Source organism: Microbacterium sp. NFH-22A-Y (assembly GCF_021401375.1).
Taxonomy (GTDB): Bacteria; Actinomycetota; Actinomycetes; order Actinomycetales; family Microbacteriaceae; genus Microbacterium; species Microbacterium hominis.
On sequence record NZ_JACBGF010000003.1, the window covers coordinates 1 to 16,293 of the forward strand.

The window sequence follows — 16,293 nt, forward strand, 5'->3', positions numbered from 1 at the left end:
CGAGAGGAACCCCTTCGATGGCACAGGAGCGCGATCCCGAGAACAAGGATGCGAACGCTGAGCGCCGTGGGAGGAACTCGGACCCGCAGCGCGGAGGGCAGCGTCCCTCTTCGTCGCGCCCACCGCGGGAGGGCGAGCGCAAGCCGTATGCCTCGCGTGATGGGGAGCGGAAGCCGTACCCGAAGCGCGACGGTGAGCGTAAGCCGCATGCGTCTCGTGACGGTGAGCGTAAGCCGTACGCGTCTCGTGACGGTGAGCGTAAGCCGTATGCGTCTCGTGACGGTGAGCGTAAGCCGTATGCGCCGCGCGACGGTGAGCGGAAGCCGCACGCCTCGCGCGACGGTGAGCGCAAGCCCTACCCGAAGCGCGACGGTGAGCGGAAGCCGTATGCGCCCCTTGATGGGGAGCGGAAGCCGTACGCCTCGCGCGACGGTGAGCGTAAGCCGTACGCCTCGCGCGATGGGGAGCGGAAGCCCTACCCGAAGCGCGACGGTGACCGGAAACCGTATGCGTCCCGTGATGGGGAGCGGAAGCCGTACCCGAAGCGCGACGGCGACCGTAAGCCGTATGCGTCCCGCGATGGGGAGCGTAAGCCCTATGCCTCGCGCGACGGTGAGCGCAAGCCCTACGCGAAGCGCGACGGCGAGCGGACGTCGCGTCCGCCGCAGGGGTCGGAGCGCCGCACCGGCCCCGTCGGTCCGCAGCTGCCCGACGACGTCACCCCTCAGGATCTGCCGACATCGGCTCGTAACGAGCTCAAGACCCTCTCGAAGGAGAACGCCGAGCAGGTCGCCCGTCACCTGGCGATGGCCGCGCGTCTGATCGACGACGACCCCGCGCTGGCGCACGAGCACGCTCTCGCCGCCTCCCGCAGCGCGGGCCGCATCGCGATCGTCCGGGAGACCGTGGCGATCACGGCCTACGCGCTCGGCGACTTCGCCCTCGCGGTGCGGGAGCTGCGCACCTACCGCCGTATCTCCGGTCGTGACGACCAGATCGCTCTGCTCGTCGACAGCGAGCGGGGCGTCGGTCGCGCTGACCGTGCTCTCGAAGTGGGACGCGCGGTCGACCGGTCTGCGCTCACCACCGAGGCGCGCGTCGAGCTCGCGATCGCGATGTCGGGCGCCCGGCTCGATCTCGGCGAGACCGAGCGAGCGCTGCAGGAGCTCGACATCCCGGAGCTCGACCCGGATCGTGCGTTCACGTGGAGTCCGGGCCTCTTCGCTGCGCGAGCGGCGGTGCTGGAGGAGCTCGGTCGTCTCGACGAGGCCCAGCAGTGGCAGCGTCGTGCCGAGGTCGCCGCCGAGGCTCTCGGCGCCGTGGACGCGGACCTCGAGGTGATCGAGATCGACGAGGTCGAGGAGATCGCCCTGCCGCTCGACGAGGATGAGCAGCACGTCGACGTCGACGATTCCGACGTCGACGATTCCGACGTCATCGACGCCGTCGACCCGGATGCGACGTCTGCAGAGGCGGCCGACGACTGATGGCGCTGTTCTCGAAGCGCACGGCGTCCACGCCCCTGGACGGCGTGGACGCCGTGCTGGCCGATCTCGACGGCGTGGTGTACGCCGGCCCGGGCGCGCTTCCGTACGCCGTGGACAGCCTCAACGCCGCCGGTGCGTCGCGGCGGCTCGGGTACATCACCAACAACGCGTCTCGTCGCGACGCGGTCGTCGCCGAACACCTGCGCGAGCTGGGTCTGACGTCGACGCGCGCCGAAGACGTCGTCACCAGCCCGCAGGCGGCGATGCGGCTGCTGCGCGAACGCGTCGCCCCGGGTGCGACGATCCTCATCGTCGGCGGCGACGGGCTCGTCTTCGAGACGGAGAAGGCCGGATACGTCGTCACACGCAGCGCGGAGGACGCACCTGCCGCGGTCGTGCAGGGGTTCGCCCCCCACGTGGGTTGGGAGCAGCTGGCGGAGGCCGCGTACGCGCTGGCGACGCCCGAGGATGCCGGCGGCATCCCCTGGATCGCCACGAACACGGACTGGACCATCCCTCAGGCGCGGGGCATCGCGCCGGGGAACGGGACGCTCGTCTCGGCGGTGCACACGGCGGTGGGCCGACTCGCCGTCGTCGCCGGAAAGCCGGAGCGCGCAATCTTCGATGAGGCCGTCGCGCGATTCGGCGCGCAGAAGGCGCTGTTCATCGGCGACCGGCTCGACACCGACATCGCCGGCGCCCAGGCGGCCGGTCTCGACTCGGTGCTGGTGCTGACGGGTATCGATCGTCCCAAGCACGTGCTCGCGGCGCCGGCCACCTCGCGCCCCACCTACATCCTCGGCGACCTGCGCGAACTCCACGAGGAGTACCCGGAGACGATCGTGCGCGGCGACACGACGGCCGTGCGCGATGCCGCCGTGCGGATCGACGGGGCGGACATCCACATCGTGTCGGAAGGATCGCGACCGATCGACCTCGTCCGCGCCGGCGCGGCGGCGATCTGGGCGTCCGGGCGTGCGATCTACGGATTCCGCGTGCCGGAGCGGCTGTACGCCGATCCCTTCCACCGTCCCTGAGGAGATCTGCGCGCTGCCGGCGTCGAGGTTGTCAACCCCTGGGGGATGAATGCCGACCGGGCCTAGCCTGGGGGCATTCGTCGATCGAGGAGGACCTATGTCCGGAGTGAAGTTCTGGCTGACCGTCGTGATCGCCGGCGGTGCCGGCTATGTGCTCGGCGCGCGTGCCGGACGAGCGCGCTATCGCGAGATCAGTGCCGCTGCGAAGCACCTGTGGGACGACCCGTCGCTGAAGAAGGCTCGCGCACGCTCCCGTAAGGTCGTCGACAAGGCAGCCAAGAAGGCGGCGAAGAAGCTCGGCGCCTGAGCGCAGACGCGCGGTGCCTCACTGCCAGCCGAAGGTGTTGAACCACTCGGCGCGGCCGGCGGATTCGCGCTGATCATCGGTGCCGCGGAACCGGTCGTGCGGCGCGCGTCGGCCCGCCACGAGCGGCACGAACCCGTCGCACTCGGGGCACCGCGAGCGTCCCTCGGGAAAGCCCGCGGCCGCCGCCTCGTCCGGCAGCTGCGGTGCGGGCACGCCGGCGAGGCCCGAGCCCGGGCACGCCGGCGCGTCCGCCTGCGCGTCGGACCACATCTGCGACGTCCCGACCCGATTGTGCAGCCCCGCGTGACCGGTCGGTCGCGTGCACAACGCCGTGCCACGCCGACTGCGGCACCACCGTGCCGTGGGAAAGCTCACGCGCCCAGCATAGGCACCCCCATGACGGCGTGGCGGCGCGGCGCCGCGGCATCCGCTCAGCCGACGAGCGGGCCGCCCTGCTTCCAGTACCCGAGGAACGAGATCTGCGTCGGTGCGATGCCCGCCGTCGCGGTGAGGTGCCGGCGGATGCGGGCGACCGCCGCGGTCTCACCGGCGATCCAGACGTAACCGCCGTCGTCCGCGCCGCCGAACGCGGCGGACTCGGCATCCGCCCATTCGCGCACGAGCCCCTCGAGCGCACCGCCCGTCACCCCGCCCGTCACCGCGGCCGGCACGGGGCGCGCCAGCGTCGTGATCGCCCTCAGGTCGTCGTCGAGGAGATCGGCGGCATCCGCGACGTCGGCCAGCACCTCGATGCTCACCTCCGGCGGCTGCGCGCGCACGATGTTCCTGATCGCCGGTACGGCCGACTCGTCGCCGACCAGCAGGAGCCGGGACGGGGGGACCGGGGGAGTGAAGTGGATGCCGTACCCGGTGTAGCCGCAGCGCGCATCCGGACCCGTGACGATGAGCTCGTCTCCGGGGCGGCACGTCCGCGCCCAGTGCGACGCCGGTCCCGCCGGCTGGTGGAGGAAGACGTCGACGTCGATCTCGCCGTCCTCCGGCCGGATCGCCGACGGCGTGTACGTGCGCAGCGGATTGCGGCGCTCCTCGGGAAGGGACTTCCACCGGGTGTACCAGTCGCGAGGATGCGGTGTGGGCTCCCGGGTGAGACCGACGTCGACGAACCCGATGCCCGCCAGGGGCAGTACCAGCTTGATGCGCTGGTCGAGTCCCCACGGGGCGAAGTGCCGCACCGCCGCGCCGGAGATCGTGACGCGCCGGAAGTTCGGGGACACGTCACGCACGCGTGCCACGGTCACCGGGAAGGCGCTGTACTCCCACGGACGCTCGTCTCCGCCGTTCGAACGGCTCATTTTGCCTCCGCTCCGGTGTGCCGACCGCCCAATGGCACGACGAGAGGGCCGCCCGTGACCGGATCGGGGATCACGACGTTGGGAAGATCGAAGATCTCCTCCACCCGTTCGGTCGTGATCACGTCGGCGGGCGCACCCTCCGCCACGATCCGTCCCTGCTTCATCGCGATGACGTGGTCGGCGTAGCGAGCGGCATGGTTGAGGTCGTGCAGCACGGCGACGATCGTGCGGCCCGCCCGGTTGAGCGCGGAGAACAACTCCATGAGCTCGATCTGGTGCGCGATGTCGAGGAACGTCGTCGGCTCGTCGAGCACCAGCAGATCGGTCTGCTGCGCGAGGACCATCGCCACCCATACGCGTTGGCGCTGGCCGCCGGAGAGCTCCTCGACGCGACGCCCCGACAGCGCGTCGACACCCGTCTCCGTCATCGCCTCGCGGATCGCGTCCTCGTCGGCCTCCGTCCACTGGCGCCACAGCCCGAGGTGCGGGTAGCGACCGCGCCCCACGAGATCGGCGACGGTGATCCCCTCGGGCGCCGACGCGGTCTGCGGCAGAAGGCCGAGGCGGCGCGCCACCTCCTTCACGGGCAGACGGGAGATGTCGGTGCCGTCGAGCACCACGGCGCCCGCCGAGGGGCGCAGCAGACGCGACAGCCCGCGCAGCAGCGTCGACTTGCCGCAGGCGTTCGGCCCGATGATGACGGTGAACGAGCCGTCCGGAATGCGGGTGGTCAGCGCGCTGAGGATCGGCGCACCGTCGTAGCCGAGAGAGATCGTCTCGGCGGACAGGCGCGGCGGGGTGCGCGGGGCGAGGGCGGCGGGGTCAGACACGGCGGCGGATCTCCTGGACGAGGGTGAAGACGAGGTAGAGGCCGCCGACGGACACCGTGACGACGCCCGCGGGGAGCGCGACGGGCAGCGCGTGCTGGGCGATCATGTCCGATGCCAGCAGCAGCGCGGCGCCGACGAAGGCGGACAGGGTGAGAGACAGGAACGGCGTGCGCGCCAGGCGTCGCGCGATCTGGGGCGCCGCGAGCGCGATGAACGCGATCGGACCGATGACGGCCGTCGCGATCGACACCAGCAGGACGCCGATCAGGAGGGCGCCGCGTCGTGCCCGCATCGGACGTGCGCCGGTGGTGACGGCGACGTCGTCGCCGAGATCCAGCTGCCGCAGTCGCGGCGCGAGAGCACCGAGGGCGATCAGCAGCGGGATGCCGCACAGCGCCGCGCCCGCCACCGCGGCGCCCGTCACGCCGTTGAGCGTGCCGGCGCCCCACGCGGAGGCGAACATCGCGGTCTCGAGCTCGACCTGCAGCAGCATCCAGGTGTTCGCCGAGGCCAGCATGGCCGCGACGCCGATGCCGATCACGATGAGTCCGAACCCCTGCTGCCGCACGCGGCCCCCCAACACGGCGATGGCGGCGGCCGTGACCAGTCCGCCGGCGACGGCGCCGGCCGTCAGCGCAGGCCACGAGGTGGAGACGAAGACGACCGTGAGCAGCATCCCGGTGAAGGCGCCGTTCGACAGGCCGAGGATGTCGGGACTGGCGAGCGGGTTGCCGGTGACGGTCTGGAACAGGGTGCCGGCGACGGCGAGATACGCGCCGAGGAGGATGGCCGCCAGCGTGCGCGGCAGGCGCCATTCGAACACGACGGTGCGATCAAGAGGGAGGCCGCCGCCGCCGATGACGTCCACGACGGCCGCGGGCGACAGCGGGTACGAGCCGAGGCCGAGGGCGACGACCGCCGCGGCGACGATGACGACGCCGAGTCCGGCCGCGACCACGACGCTGCGCAGCCGCAGGTGACGTCGCCGCGCGCCCCGGCCGATCGCGAGCCGGCGATAGCCCCGGTCGATGGTCGCCGTCGCCGCGTCGCGGGGTCGCGCCATGCCGACGCTCACAGCGCCGTCGCCCGTCGTCGGCGCGCCAGGGCGATCAGCACCGGGGCGCCCACGAACGCCGTGACGACGCCCACCGGGATCTCCGCCGGTGCGATCAGCACGCGGCCCAGCACGTCGGAGAGCAGGATGAGCGTGGGCGCCAGAGCGATCGATGCGAGCAGGATGCGCCTCTGGTCTACGCCGAACATCCAGCGTGCGACGTGCGGCACCATGAGGCCGACGAACGAGACCGGGCCGGCGATCGCCGTGGCGGTGCCCGCGAGCACCGTGACCGCGGCGACCACTCCTACGCGGATGCCGCCTACGTGTGCCCCCTGCGCGCGAGCGACGTCGTCGCCGAGCGCGAGGGCGTTCAACCCCCGCGCGAGGGCGAGCGCGGCGACGGCCGCGACCGCGACGAAGGGCAGGACCGGTCCCAGGACCTCGAAGCCGCGCCCGAGCAACGATCCGGCATGCCACGCCCTCATGCGATCGAAGGCGTCGGGATCGCTCAGGGTCATCCCGGTCGTCGCGCCCGCGAAGACGGCTCCGAGTGCGACTCCCGCCAGCGTGAGCCGCAGGGGGTCGGCGGGGCCGCGGCCGGACGATCCGATGACGGTCACGCCCACGGTGACGACCAGGGCGCCCGCGAACGACAGCCAGACGAGGACGGACATGTCGCGCAGCCCGAACACGGCGATCCCGATCGCGACCGCGAAGGCCGCCCCGGCGTTGACTCCGAGGATGCCGGGATCGGCGAGGGGATTGCGGGTGAACCCCTGGATGAGCGCGCCCGCCGCGCCGAGCGCGACGCCCACGACGAGGCCGGCGACGGTGCGGGGCACCCGTAGCTCCGCGACGACGTATCGGATGTCGGGAGAGCCGCCGCCGCTCAGGACGGCCAGCACGTCCCGCGCGCCGATCGGGTTGGATCCGATCATGAGCGACAGCGTCACCGCGACGGCGAGCATCACCGCGATCGCGACGACAGCGAGTGCCCGAACCGCGCCGCGACGGGCGTCGGGCAGGGCCGGGGGGAGCGCGGCGGCCGGCGCCCCCCGATCGGCAGCGACCGTCACCGCGCGGAGAGGAAGCGCTCGATGTCGTCGAGCACCCGCATCCCGCCCTTGGGGCCGACGCCGGAGACCCAGTAGCTCGTGTCGACGAGGGTGACCGATCCGAAGGCGTCGGCGTTCTGGGTGATCGCCGCCGGAATCGTGCTCGGGTCGTCGACGTCCGTCGTCGTCACGAACACGTAGTCCGCGGCGGCACTGCGCACGTTCTCCGGGGAGATGTCCGCCTGGATGCCGTCCTTCCAGTCCTGGGCGGGGATGGTCAGGCCCACGCACTCGAGCGCGCTGCCGGCGAACGAGGTGGGGCCGTACAGGCTGAGCGTCGTCTCGTCGCGGGGCCGGATCATGTTCGCCGTCTTGCCGTCCAGGGCGAAGTCGTCCTTGATGGCGGCGCAGCGGTCGGTGAACGCCGTCAGCAGCTCCTGGGTCTTCGCCGCCCTGCCCAGCGCGTCGCCGACGAGCAGCGCGTTCTGCTGCCACGGGTCGGACTGCGACGCCATGAACACCGTGGGGGCGATGGCGCTGAGCTGGTCGTAGAGCTTCGAGTGACGCGACTCGGTGCCCAGGATGAGATCGGGGCGGAGCGCCGCGATGGCCTCGAGATCCGGTTCCGGGACGGTGCCGACCGGGGAGACGCCCTCGACGTCGAGGTAGGCGGGCACACCGGCGACGTTGCTCGCGACGGCGGCCCCCACCGGCGTGACGCCGAGCGCGACGGCGGTGTCGAGCTCGACCGGCTCGAGCACAACGACCCGCTGCGGATCGTTCGGCACCTCGGTGGTTCCGCGGGCATGCGACACGGCGTGCGTTCCGCTCGCCGACGACGAGGAGCCCGGCGTCGTGCCCGTCGCCGCGCACCCGGCGAGGGCGAGCGCGGTCACCACGGCGGCGGCGAGCAGAGGCAGGGATCGTCGAGTGTGGGGGCGCATGGGGGCATCGCTTTCGTCCGGCCGCACCCGCACGCAGCGGGACGGTGAGTAGGTATGGCTTACCTAACTATGGACAGACGCGGATGCCGTGCGCAAACTCGGTGCGCTCTAGGATGGGGGATCGTGACCGAGAACCAGCGACAGACTTTCGACGCCGACGTTCGCGATATCGGCTATCTCGACGAGGGTGCCGGCCCGGCCATCGTCCTGCTTCCGGAGGCCGGGCTCGACTTCGCCTACTTCGGCGCGCTCGCCAGCATCCTGGTCGAAGAGGACTTCCGGGTCGTCCGCGTGGCGGCCCGCCGCTCGGGCGCGGCGACGATGCACGACCTCGCCGCCGACGTCATCGACGTCCTCGACCATCTGCAGATCTCGGAGGCGTGGATCGGCGGTCACGGTTTCGGCGGCGCCGTCGCCCGCACGATCGCGATCGACCACCACGACCGCGTCAACGGCGTGCTGCTGCTCGGCGTCGCGAGCGCCGCCCCCGCCGGTGACGACTTCGACGCGGAGCTGCGTGCGGTCTTCGGCGACTCGTTCTCGCCGCAGGCCGATGTGCGCGCGCTGCAGGCCGCCGCGCTGGCCGCCACGGATGCCGCGGCATGGCAGCCCGTCGCCGAGGCGACGCCCGTGCTTGTCATCCAGGGCGGCGGCGACCGGGTGAACCCCGCCGACGCGGGGGAGGCGCTGCGCGCGTCCGCGCCGGGGCTCGTGAGCGTCAAGGCGGTGGAGACCGCCGGGCACTTCTTCCCGCTCACTCACCCCGGCGAGACCTCGTGGTTCATCGAGGACTACCTGGACTGGGACTGAGGCGACCGATCCGCCCGGACCGTCACACGGTCTGGCCGGCGTGCGCGCCCTCGGCGATCTCCTCGACGACCTTCGCGTTGAAGGCGGGAAGGTCGTCCGGGGTGCGGCTCGACACGAGGCCCTCGTCGACGACGACCTCCTCGTCCACCCAGGTGGCGCCCGCGTTGACGAGATCGGTCTTCAGGCTGGGGTAGCTGGTGAGCGTGCGGCCGTCGACGACATCCGCCTCGATGAGCAGCCAGGCGGCGTGGCAGATCGCGGCGACGGGCTTGTGCTGCGCGAAGAACTCGCGGGCGAGCGCCACGGAGGCCGCGTCCAGCCGCAGATCGTCCGCGTTGACGACGCCGCCCGGCAGCACGAGCGCGTCGTAGTCCGCGGCCTCCGCGGCGGAGGCGGCGACGTCGACGGCCTGTCGGTGTCCGTTCTTGCCTTCGATGCTGTCCGTCGCGGGGGAGATCAGCACCGCGGTGGCGCCCGCGGCGGTCACCGCGTCCCACGGCGATGTCAGCTCGCTGTCCTCGAATCCGTCGGTGGCCACGAAGGCCACGGTCTTCCCTGAGAGTGTGCTCATGCCCTCGACGTTACGGATGGCATCGGCAGCGCGCCCGGGGGTTGACACGGACGTATCATCGACTCATGGCTACGTCGAACCTTCCCACCCCCCAGCTCGCCTCCTCGACGGAGGCATCGGAGCTGCCGGGCGTGAAGAACCTCTTGCCGCTGGTGGACGGCGGCATCGATGCCGGCGCGTGCTGCGGTGGGGGATCCTGCAGCATCGGCTGACCACCCGGTCAGTGCGCGGCGGGTCCGGCAGGTGTGTCGGCCGGCTTGCGGATGAGGAACGCGCTGATCAGCAGCGGCGTGCCGATCACGGCGGCGAGCAGGAACGCGGCGCGTGCGCCGGCCGCCCCGGCCGCGGCATCCGCCGCACCGGACGCCGAGGCCGCCGCAGACACGGACGACATCACCGAGATCAACAGGGCGATGCCGGCCGCGCCGGCCACCTGCTGCACCGTCGAGACCGTGGCGCTGCCGTACGAGTAGAACCTCGGCTCGAGCGAGCCCAGTGACGCCGTGAACAGCGGCGTGAACGACATCGCGAGACCCACCGACAGCAGGGTCTGCGTCACGACCAGCATCCACACCGGAGTGGACTCGGTGAGCATCGTGAAGCTCCACAGGATCGCCAGCACGACGATCGTGCCGGGAAGCAGGAGCACGCGCGTGCCCCACCGGTCGTAGATGCGTCCGATGACGGGTCCGAGCAGACCCATCGCGAGCGCGCCGGGGAGGACGACCAGGCCCGACACGCTGGCCGAGAGCCCGAGGGTGTTCTGCAGGTACAGCGGCAGCGCCGTGAGCGTGCCGAAGAACGCGAGGGACATCACCGCGAAGTGGGCGACGGACAGTGAGAAGTTGCCCGAGCGGAAGATCCGGAGGTCCAGCAGCGCGTCGTCCTTCTTCTGCAGGGCCACCTGACGCCAGAGGAAGAACCCGAGCGTCGTGACGCCGATCGCGAGGGCGACGACGAGGGTCACGGTGGCCGTCTCCGCGGCCGCGACGTCGGTGCCGTGGCCGCCGATCTGGCTCAATCCGAAGACGATCCCGCCGAAGCCGAGGGCGGAGAGGATCACCGAGGGGATGTCGATGGGGGCGTGCGAACGCTCGCCCAGGTTGTGGATCCACCGCACGCCGATGATCAGGGCGACGACGGAGATGGGCAGGACGATCGCGAAGATCCACCGCCACGTCAGGTTGTCGAGGATGACGCCCGCCATCGTCGGCCCGATGGCCGGAGCGAGCGAGATGACCACGCTCACGCGCCCCATCATGCGCCCGCGCAGGTGCGGCGGGACGACGGTCATGAGCGTCGTCATCAGCAGCGGCATCATGATGGCCGTGCCGGAGGCCTGGACGACGCGACCGACGAGGAGCATCTCGAACCCCGGCGCCACGAGGGCGATCAGCGTACCGGCCGAGAACAGGCCCATGGCGGTGCCGAACATGGCGCGGGTCGTGAACCGACGCAGGAGGAAGCCCGTCGTGGGGATCACGACGGCCATGGTCAGCATGAACGCGGTGGTCAGCCATTGGGCGGCGACCGCCGTGATCCCGAGGTCGCCGATCAGGTGCGGGATCGCCACGCCCATCGTGGTCTCGTTGAGAATCGCCACGAACGCCGCCGCGAGCAGCAGCCAGATGACGCGGTTCTCCTTCGCGCCGACGACGGCGGTCGTGTCCGGAAGGGAGTCGGTCTCAGGGGAGGTCATGAGGTTCCTCGAGTCATCGGGGCGGCGTACGGGACGCGGTGCACGGGGCGGAGGGAGCGGCGACGGGGCGCACGAGGGCGCGGCGTGCCCGGAGGCCGGGGACGACTCTCCACCATAACGGCCGGGTCTGACGTCGTATTCCCCCGCCGGGTGGGACGATCGCAGCATGGCACCCACGCGGCATCCCTCCCGCGTCGCCGTGCGCGGTCCTCTGTCCCTCGCGGTCGGAGCGGTCGTCGCGGCGACGGTCTCGGCGCTGGCCGGGGTGGCCGTGGGGCTGCTCGCCGGCTGGGCGGTCGTCGCCTCCGTCAACGTCGTCTGGCTGCTGTCGGTGGTGTGGCCCATGGATGCCGAGGCCACCCGGTCGCACACGAGCGCCGTCGACCCGGGGCGTCCCGTCGCCCGCCTCATCGCTCTCGTGGGCAGCGTGGCGAGTCTCGGCGGCGTCGTCGCCGTGCTCGTCGGCGGCGGTCACGGCAGTCGGCTGCACGCCTTCGTCGTGGCCGGCGTCGCGATCGCGGCGGTCGTGAGCTCCTGGGCGCTGATCCAGGTCGACTACATGCTGCGGTACGCGCGGGTGTACTACGGCCGGCTCGCCGCCGGCCAGCGCGCCGGGATCGACTTCAACCAGGACGAGGAGCCGATGTACTCGGACTTCGGCTACTTCGCCGTCGGCCTCGGCCTGACCTACCAGGTCTCCGACAACGACGTGTCGGCCAACGAGATCCGACGCATCGTGGTGGGGCAGACGCTCATCGCGTACCTGTTCGGAGCGGTCATCCTCGCCTCGGTCATCAATCTCGTGGCGGGACTCGGCTGACCGGCCACCCCCTTCCGGCGCGGGGTTAGAGTGACCCGGTGAGCATGGGGATGGGCGGGATGGGACCCGGCGGGCGCGCGGCGGCCTTCCGCGGCGTGGACGAGAGCGCCCAGCGGCGGCTGAACGCGCAGGCGCCGGAGGTCGCGGATCTCGGGGCCCGTGTGGTCGGCCTGTTCCGCCCGTATCGCGGACGCATCGTCCTGACCGCCGTGCTGGTGGTCGTCGGCGCGGCGATCGGCGTCGTCCCTCCGCTGATCGTGCAGAGCATCTTCGACGACGCCCTGTTCCCGACCGCCGGCGGTCCGCCCGACCTGGCGCTGCTGGTGCGCCTGGTGCTCACCATGATCGGGCTCTTCCTGTTCTCCGCCGTGCTCGGCGTCGCCCAGACCTGGCTGACCTCGACCGTCGGCAACCGCGTGACGGGCGACCTGCGCGTGCGGCTGTTCGACCACCTGCAGGCGATGGAGCTGGGTTTCTTCACCCGCACGAAGACCGGCGTCATCCAGTCGCGACTGCAGAACGACGTCGGCGGGGTGTCCGACGTGCTGACGAACACCGTCACGAGCATCCTCGGCAACACGGTGACGGTGATCTCGGCCCTGGTCGCGATGATCCTCATCGACTGGCGTCTGACGATCATCGCCGTGGTGATGATGCCGGCGCTCGTGCTGGTGCAGCGGCGCGTAGGCCAGGTGCGGGCGCGCATCGCCGGACAGACGCAGGAGTCGCTGAGTGAGCTGACGAGCATCACGCAGGAGACGCTGTCGGTGAGCGGCATCCTTCTGTCGAAGGCGTTCAACCGGCAACGGGCCGAGTCGGAGCGTTATCGCGACGAGAACCGCAACCAGGTGCGCCTGCAGGTGCGTCGCGCCATGAGCGGCCAGGGGTTCTTCGCCGTCGTCCAGGTGATCATGGCGTCGGTGCCCGCCATCATCTACCTCGTGTCGGGTTATCTCATCGCCGGCGGCACCGGGGCGATCACCGCGGGCACCGTCGTGGCGTTCACCACCGTGCAGGCGCGGCTGCTCCAGCCGCTCATGGGGCTGATGCGCGTGGCGCTGGACCTGCAGACGTCGCGCGCGCTGTTCGCGCGGATCTTCGAGTACCTCGACCTGACGCCCGCGATCGTCGACGCGCCCGACGCCATCGACGTCGCCGCGGCGCCCGGCCCGATCGGACGCGTCGAGTTCCGCGACGTGGTCTTCCGCTATCCGGATGCCGCGAGCGAGGGCCGCCCGACGCTGGACGGCGTCTCGTTCGTCGCCGAGCCCGGCCGGCACGTCGCCTTCGTCGGTCCGTCCGGCGCCGGCAAGACCACGATCATCTACCTCGCGCCGCGGCTGTACGAGGCCTCGTCGGGCGCGGTCCTGTTCGGCGGTGAGGACGTGCGCTCCCTCACCCAGCAGTCGATCGTCGAGAACGTGGGGATCGTCTCACAGGAGACGTACCTGTTCCACGCCTCGATCGCGGAGAACCTGCGCTACGCGAAGCCGGACGCGACCGACGACGAACTCGTCGCCGCCTGCACGGCCGCCAACATCCATCACGCCATCGTGGGCTTCGAGCACGGGTACGAAACGATCGTGGGCGAACGCGGCTATCGGCTCTCCGGCGGGGAGAAGCAGCGCATCGCGATCGCGCGCGTTCTCCTGAAGGACCCGCCCGTGCTTCTGCTCGACGAGGCGACCTCCGCCCTGGACACGGTGTCCGAACGCGTCGTCCAGGAGGCGTTGGACAACGTCGCTCGCGGACGGACCACGCTCTCGATCGCCCACCGGCTCTCGACGGTGGTCGGGGCGGACGTCATCCACGTCGTCGAGGCGGGACGCATTGTCGAGTCCGGCACCCATGCCGAGCTGCTGGCCCGCGGCGGACTCTACGCGGAACTGGCGGTCGAGCAGATGGCGGCCGCGACGATCGCGGGCATGGAGCTGCGGGCGGAGGAGCCCCGCCCGGACGTCTCCGCCCCGCGCGGGTGAGCGGCGGCGGATCAGGCCGGCGTGTTCCAGTCCTCGGAACCGATGGCGTCCGTCGGGTGCGGGGTGGGCTCGTTCTCCGCGATGAGCTCGGGCGTCGGATTGACCAGCTCCTCCGTCGACAGCGCGGCGAGCTCGTCGATCTCGGCGCGGATCTCCGCGAGGTCGGGCCCGGTGGGCTGGTCGGAGGCGGGGGTGTCGGAACCGTTCATGGGCTCAGGATAGCCGTCGCGCCGGTACCGGGCGTCGGAGCTCACCAGAGCTCGGCCGCGCTGCGCAGGTCGGCCGTCGCGGGATCGAGGGCGATGCCGTCGGCGCGGGCACGGTCGAGCAGGCCGCGCACGAACTCCCCGAGCGCACGTCGATACGCGTCCTCGGGGCTCGTCTGCGCGATGCGCACCAGCGGGGGGACGTCCATGTCGAGGATGAGGCGCACACGGGCACGGGAGGCGGCGCGCTGGCCCGCGGCATCCAGCACGGCGATGCCGCCGCGGAGCGCCTCGAGGTAGTCGACCAGCACGGGCAGCAGGTCCTTGTTCTGCGTGATCGACGTTCCGTCGGCGCGTTCTCGCCAGTGGACGACGACGTCGGGGATGACGTCCACCGCACGCGCCGCGGTATAGAGCCGCTGCGTGACGATCTGATCCTCGTAGAGCTTGCCCTCGGGGAAGCGCAGTCCGCTCCGGCGCCAGAGCTCCACCCGGCTCAGCTTCGACCAGGCCACGATGTTGCCCGACAGCTCGGGGTGCTCGTCCAGTGTCGTGCCGAGCCGTTCCGGCTCGGTCGCCGCCCGCACCCACGGCTGCACGGGACCGGGGGAGTAGCGTCCCTCGGCGTCGGCGCGCAGTCGCACGTAGGCCCCGACGACGACATCGCTGCCGGTGCGGGTGAGGGTCTCCACGAACCGTTGCAGCGCGGTCGGGGTCAGGACGTCGTCGGCGTCGAGGAAGGCGACGAACGGAGTCTCGACGCTGTCGAGACCGGCGTTGCGGGCGGCTGAGAGCCCGCGCGCGACGCGATGGGTGATCACGCGGAAGCGCGGGTCGGCAGCGGCCGCGGCAGCGAAGACCGCGCCGGTGGCGTCCACGGAGCCGTCGTCGACGAGGACCGCGCACCAGTTCGTGAGCGTCTGCGCGCGCAGCGATGCCAGGGCCTCCTCGGCGAAGGCGGCGACGTCCCGGCCCGGGACGATGACGGTGACGACCGGAGTGCTCACGGCCCCGATCGTACCGCCGCCACCGAAGACGCGACGGCGTCCGCGACGAGGTCCAGCTCGAAGGCGGCCTGCGCCGGGTCGGTGCGGCCCAGGTCGTGAGCGAAGGTGATGCGCACCGCTGTCTGCGCCACCTCGGGGTCGATGCCCAGCGCCAGCAGCACGTGGGACGGCTCGTCGCTGCCCGCGGCGCACGCCGACCCGCTCGAGGACACGATCCCGCGGCGCTCGAGCTCCAGCAGGACCGCCTCGCCGCTGGTGCCCGTGAACGTGAAGCTCGCCGTGCCCGGAAGGCGATACCGCGGATGCCCGGTCAGGCGCGCGGTCGGGACGAGCCCGAGCACCGACGCGATGAAGCGGTCGCGCAGGGCGCTCACGCGCGCGGACGCCTCCACGCGCTCGGCTTCGGCGAGCTCGAGCGCGGTGGCCATCGCGACGGCGCCGGCGAGGTTCTCGGTGCCGCTGCGGCGATCGCGTTCCTGGCCGCCGCCGTGCAGGACCGGCTCCAGCGGCAGCCGCCCCCGCACCGCGAGGACGCCGATGCCGGCGGGGGCACCGATCTTGTGGCCCGCGATCGACAGGGCGTCGGCACCCGTGCCGGCCAGCGGCAGCCACCCGGCCGCCTGCACGGCGTCGAGGTGCAGGGGCACTCCCGCCGCCGCCGTGACCTCGGCGAGCCCGGCGACGTCCTGCACCGTGCCGATCTCGTTGTTGGCGTAGCCGACCGACACGAGAGCCGACTCCGGTCGGAGCGCGGCGGCGACGTGCGCGGGGTCGACGCGGCCCGTCTCGTCGACCGGCACGCGGGTCACCGCGACGCCGTGGACGCGCTCGAGGTAGTCGCACGAGGCGAGCACGGCCTCGTGCTCGATGGGCGTCGTGACCACGTGCACGGCCTCTCCGCGCCGCAGTGCGGTGCCGATGGCGATGCCCTTGACGGCGAGGTTGTCGGCCTCGGTGCCCCCCGAGGTGAAGACGATGTCCGCCGGTCTCATCCCGACGACCGCGGCGACACGGCGTCGGGCGTCGGCCAGCGCGGCGGCCGCGGCCTCTCCGACGGTGTGGTGGCTGGAGGGGTTCCCGTACGCCCCGCGGAGGTAGGGCAGCATGGCGTCGAGCACGTCCGGGCGCACCGGCGTCGTCGCGGCATGGTCCAGGTACAACACGCCCGATC

General features: G+C 71.8%; 18 protein-coding genes. 7 read left to right on the forward strand and 11 right to left on the reverse strand.

Features of this window, described 5'->3' with window-relative positions:
• The first annotated feature begins 17 nt into the window (after positions 1 to 17).
• The 3 genes from L0965_RS10965 (at position 18) to L0965_RS10975 (ending at position 2,831) form a co-directional block, all read left to right on the forward strand.
• Complete coding sequence (locus L0965_RS10965) at positions 18 to 1,487, forward strand: primosomal protein (RefSeq protein WP_232784025.1); 1,470 nt, start codon at positions 18 to 20, stop codon at positions 1,485 to 1,487.
• The gene (locus L0965_RS10970; RefSeq protein ID WP_101306043.1) at positions 1,487 to 2,524 is read left to right on the forward strand and encodes an HAD-IIA family hydrolase; all 1,038 of its coding nucleotides are present in this window, start codon (positions 1,487 to 1,489) and stop codon (positions 2,522 to 2,524) included. The genes L0965_RS10965 and L0965_RS10970 overlap by 1 nt, the downstream gene beginning before the upstream one ends.
• 97 nt (positions 2,525 to 2,621) lie before the next feature.
• Positions 2,622 to 2,831 carry a hypothetical protein gene (locus tag L0965_RS10975; protein ID WP_060959125.1) on the forward strand — a complete coding sequence of 70 codons (210 nt, stop codon included), beginning with the start codon at positions 2,622 to 2,624 and terminating at the stop codon, positions 2,829 to 2,831.
• Positions 2,832 to 2,849: 18 nt separating this feature from the next.
• Here the strand turns inward: L0965_RS10975 and L0965_RS10980 are convergent, their stop codons facing one another.
• The 6 genes from L0965_RS10980 to L0965_RS11005 are packed head-to-tail and all read right to left on the reverse strand — an operon-like array spanning position 2,850 to position 8,030.
• Positions 2,850 to 3,206, reverse strand: a complete 357-nt coding sequence (locus L0965_RS10980; RefSeq protein WP_231735002.1) for a hypothetical protein — start codon at positions 3,204 to 3,206, stop codon at positions 2,850 to 2,852.
• Between the two features lie 56 nt (positions 3,207 to 3,262).
• Complete coding sequence (locus L0965_RS10985; protein WP_101306044.1) at positions 3,263 to 4,144, reverse strand: siderophore-interacting protein; 882 nt, start codon at positions 4,142 to 4,144, stop codon at positions 3,263 to 3,265.
• A complete protein-coding gene (locus tag L0965_RS10990; protein WP_101306045.1) occupies positions 4,141 to 4,974 on the reverse strand; it encodes an ABC transporter ATP-binding protein in 834 nt (277 codons plus the stop codon). The genes L0965_RS10985 and L0965_RS10990 overlap by 4 nt, the downstream gene beginning before the upstream one ends.
• Entirely contained in the window at positions 4,967 to 6,037 is a 1,071-nt protein-coding gene (locus L0965_RS10995) for an iron chelate uptake ABC transporter family permease subunit (RefSeq protein ID WP_101307205.1), read from the reverse strand. Before L0965_RS10995 ends, L0965_RS10990 begins: the two co-directional genes overlap by 8 nt.
• Before the next feature lie 8 nt (positions 6,038 to 6,045).
• The gene (locus tag L0965_RS11000; RefSeq protein ID WP_232784026.1) at positions 6,046 to 7,107 is read right to left on the reverse strand and encodes an iron chelate uptake ABC transporter family permease subunit; all 1,062 of its coding nucleotides are present in this window, start codon (positions 7,105 to 7,107) and stop codon (positions 6,046 to 6,048) included.
• The gene (locus tag L0965_RS11005; protein WP_101306046.1) at positions 7,104 to 8,030 is read right to left on the reverse strand and encodes an ABC transporter substrate-binding protein; all 927 of its coding nucleotides are present in this window, start codon (positions 8,028 to 8,030) and stop codon (positions 7,104 to 7,106) included. The genes L0965_RS11000 and L0965_RS11005 overlap by 4 nt, the downstream gene beginning before the upstream one ends.
• 123 nt (positions 8,031 to 8,153) lie before the next feature.
• On the opposite strand from L0965_RS11005, the gene L0965_RS11010 reads away from it, so the two are divergent.
• Positions 8,154 to 8,840 carry an alpha/beta fold hydrolase gene (locus tag L0965_RS11010; protein WP_101306047.1) on the forward strand — a complete coding sequence of 229 codons (687 nt, stop codon included), beginning with the start codon at positions 8,154 to 8,156 and terminating at the stop codon, positions 8,838 to 8,840.
• A gap of 22 nt (positions 8,841 to 8,862) precedes the next feature.
• On the opposite strand, the gene L0965_RS11015 is transcribed toward L0965_RS11010, so the two are convergent.
• Positions 8,863 to 9,411: a type 1 glutamine amidotransferase domain-containing protein gene (locus L0965_RS11015; protein ID WP_101306048.1), complete on the reverse strand. Its 549-nt coding sequence runs from the start codon at positions 9,409 to 9,411 to the stop codon at positions 8,863 to 8,865.
• A 65-nt stretch (positions 9,412 to 9,476) separates the two neighbouring features.
• Here L0965_RS11015 and L0965_RS11020 point away from each other — a divergent pair, with 65 nt between their 5' ends.
• On the forward strand, positions 9,477 to 9,623 hold the full coding sequence (locus L0965_RS11020) for a hypothetical protein (protein ID WP_167626529.1): 147 nt from the start codon (positions 9,477 to 9,479) through the stop codon (positions 9,621 to 9,623).
• Positions 9,624 to 9,631: 8 nt separating this feature from the next.
• Here L0965_RS11020 and L0965_RS11025 read toward each other — a convergent pair whose 3' ends face one another.
• A complete protein-coding gene (locus L0965_RS11025) occupies positions 9,632 to 11,110 on the reverse strand; it encodes a DHA2 family efflux MFS transporter permease subunit (protein ID WP_101306049.1) in 1,479 nt (492 codons plus the stop codon).
• A 166-nt stretch (positions 11,111 to 11,276) separates the two neighbouring features.
• Between L0965_RS11025 and L0965_RS11030 the strand changes: the two genes are divergently transcribed.
• Both L0965_RS11030 and L0965_RS11035 read left to right on the forward strand, forming a co-directional pair.
• Positions 11,277 to 11,930 carry a DUF1345 domain-containing protein gene (locus L0965_RS11030; protein ID WP_060959134.1) on the forward strand — a complete coding sequence of 218 codons (654 nt, stop codon included), beginning with the start codon at positions 11,277 to 11,279 and terminating at the stop codon, positions 11,928 to 11,930.
• A gap of 50 nt (positions 11,931 to 11,980) precedes the next feature.
• Positions 11,981 to 13,909 (forward strand): ABC transporter ATP-binding protein, encoded by a 1,929-nt coding sequence (locus L0965_RS11035; protein WP_101306050.1) that lies wholly within the window; start codon positions 11,981 to 11,983, stop codon positions 13,907 to 13,909.
• An 11-nt stretch (positions 13,910 to 13,920) separates the two neighbouring features.
• Here the strand turns inward: L0965_RS11035 and L0965_RS11040 are convergent, their stop codons facing one another.
• The 3 genes from L0965_RS11040 to L0965_RS11050 are packed head-to-tail and all read right to left on the reverse strand — an operon-like array spanning position 13,921 to position 16,285.
• Positions 13,921 to 14,118, reverse strand: a complete 198-nt coding sequence (locus L0965_RS11040) for a hypothetical protein (RefSeq protein WP_060959141.1) — start codon at positions 14,116 to 14,118, stop codon at positions 13,921 to 13,923.
• Positions 14,119 to 14,159: 41 nt separating this feature from the next.
• Complete coding sequence (locus L0965_RS11045; protein WP_101306051.1) at positions 14,160 to 15,122, reverse strand: glycosyltransferase family 2 protein; 963 nt, start codon at positions 15,120 to 15,122, stop codon at positions 14,160 to 14,162.
• On the reverse strand, positions 15,119 to 16,285 hold the full coding sequence (locus L0965_RS11050) for a cysteine desulfurase family protein (protein ID WP_101306052.1): 1,167 nt from the start codon (positions 16,283 to 16,285) through the stop codon (positions 15,119 to 15,121). Before L0965_RS11050 ends, L0965_RS11045 begins: the two co-directional genes overlap by 4 nt.
• Positions 16,286 to 16,293: the final 8 nt, after the last annotated feature.

Coding starts and splice junctions, on each gene's coding strand:
- L0965_RS10965 (WP_232784025.1), top strand. CDS start 18: ATGGCACAGGAGCGCGATCCCGAGAACAAGGATGCGAACGCTGAGCGC.
- L0965_RS10970 (WP_101306043.1), top strand. CDS start 1,487: ATGGCGCTGTTCTCGAAGCGCACGGCGTCCACGCCCCTGGACGGCGTG.
- L0965_RS10975 (WP_060959125.1), top strand. CDS start 2,622: ATGTCCGGAGTGAAGTTCTGGCTGACCGTCGTGATCGCCGGCGGTGCC.
- L0965_RS10985 (WP_101306044.1), bottom strand. CDS start 4,144: ATGAGCCGTTCGAACGGCGGAGACGAGCGTCCGTGGGAGTACAGCGCC.
- L0965_RS10995 (WP_101307205.1), bottom strand. CDS start 6,037: ATGGCGCGACCCCGCGACGCGGCGACGGCGACCATCGACCGGGGCTAT.
- L0965_RS11005 (WP_101306046.1), bottom strand. CDS start 8,030: ATGCGCCCCCACACTCGACGATCCCTGCCTCTGCTCGCCGCCGCCGTG.
- L0965_RS11015 (WP_101306048.1), bottom strand. CDS start 9,411: ATGAGCACACTCTCAGGGAAGACCGTGGCCTTCGTGGCCACCGACGGA.
- L0965_RS11020 (WP_167626529.1), top strand. CDS start 9,477: ATGGCTACGTCGAACCTTCCCACCCCCCAGCTCGCCTCCTCGACGGAG.
- L0965_RS11025 (WP_101306049.1), bottom strand. CDS start 11,110: ATGACCTCCCCTGAGACCGACTCCCTTCCGGACACGACCGCCGTCGTC.
- L0965_RS11030 (WP_060959134.1), top strand. CDS start 11,277: ATGGCACCCACGCGGCATCCCTCCCGCGTCGCCGTGCGCGGTCCTCTG.
- L0965_RS11035 (WP_101306050.1), top strand. CDS start 11,981: ATGGGCGGGATGGGACCCGGCGGGCGCGCGGCGGCCTTCCGCGGCGTG.
- L0965_RS11040 (WP_060959141.1), bottom strand. CDS start 14,118: ATGAACGGTTCCGACACCCCCGCCTCCGACCAGCCCACCGGGCCCGAC.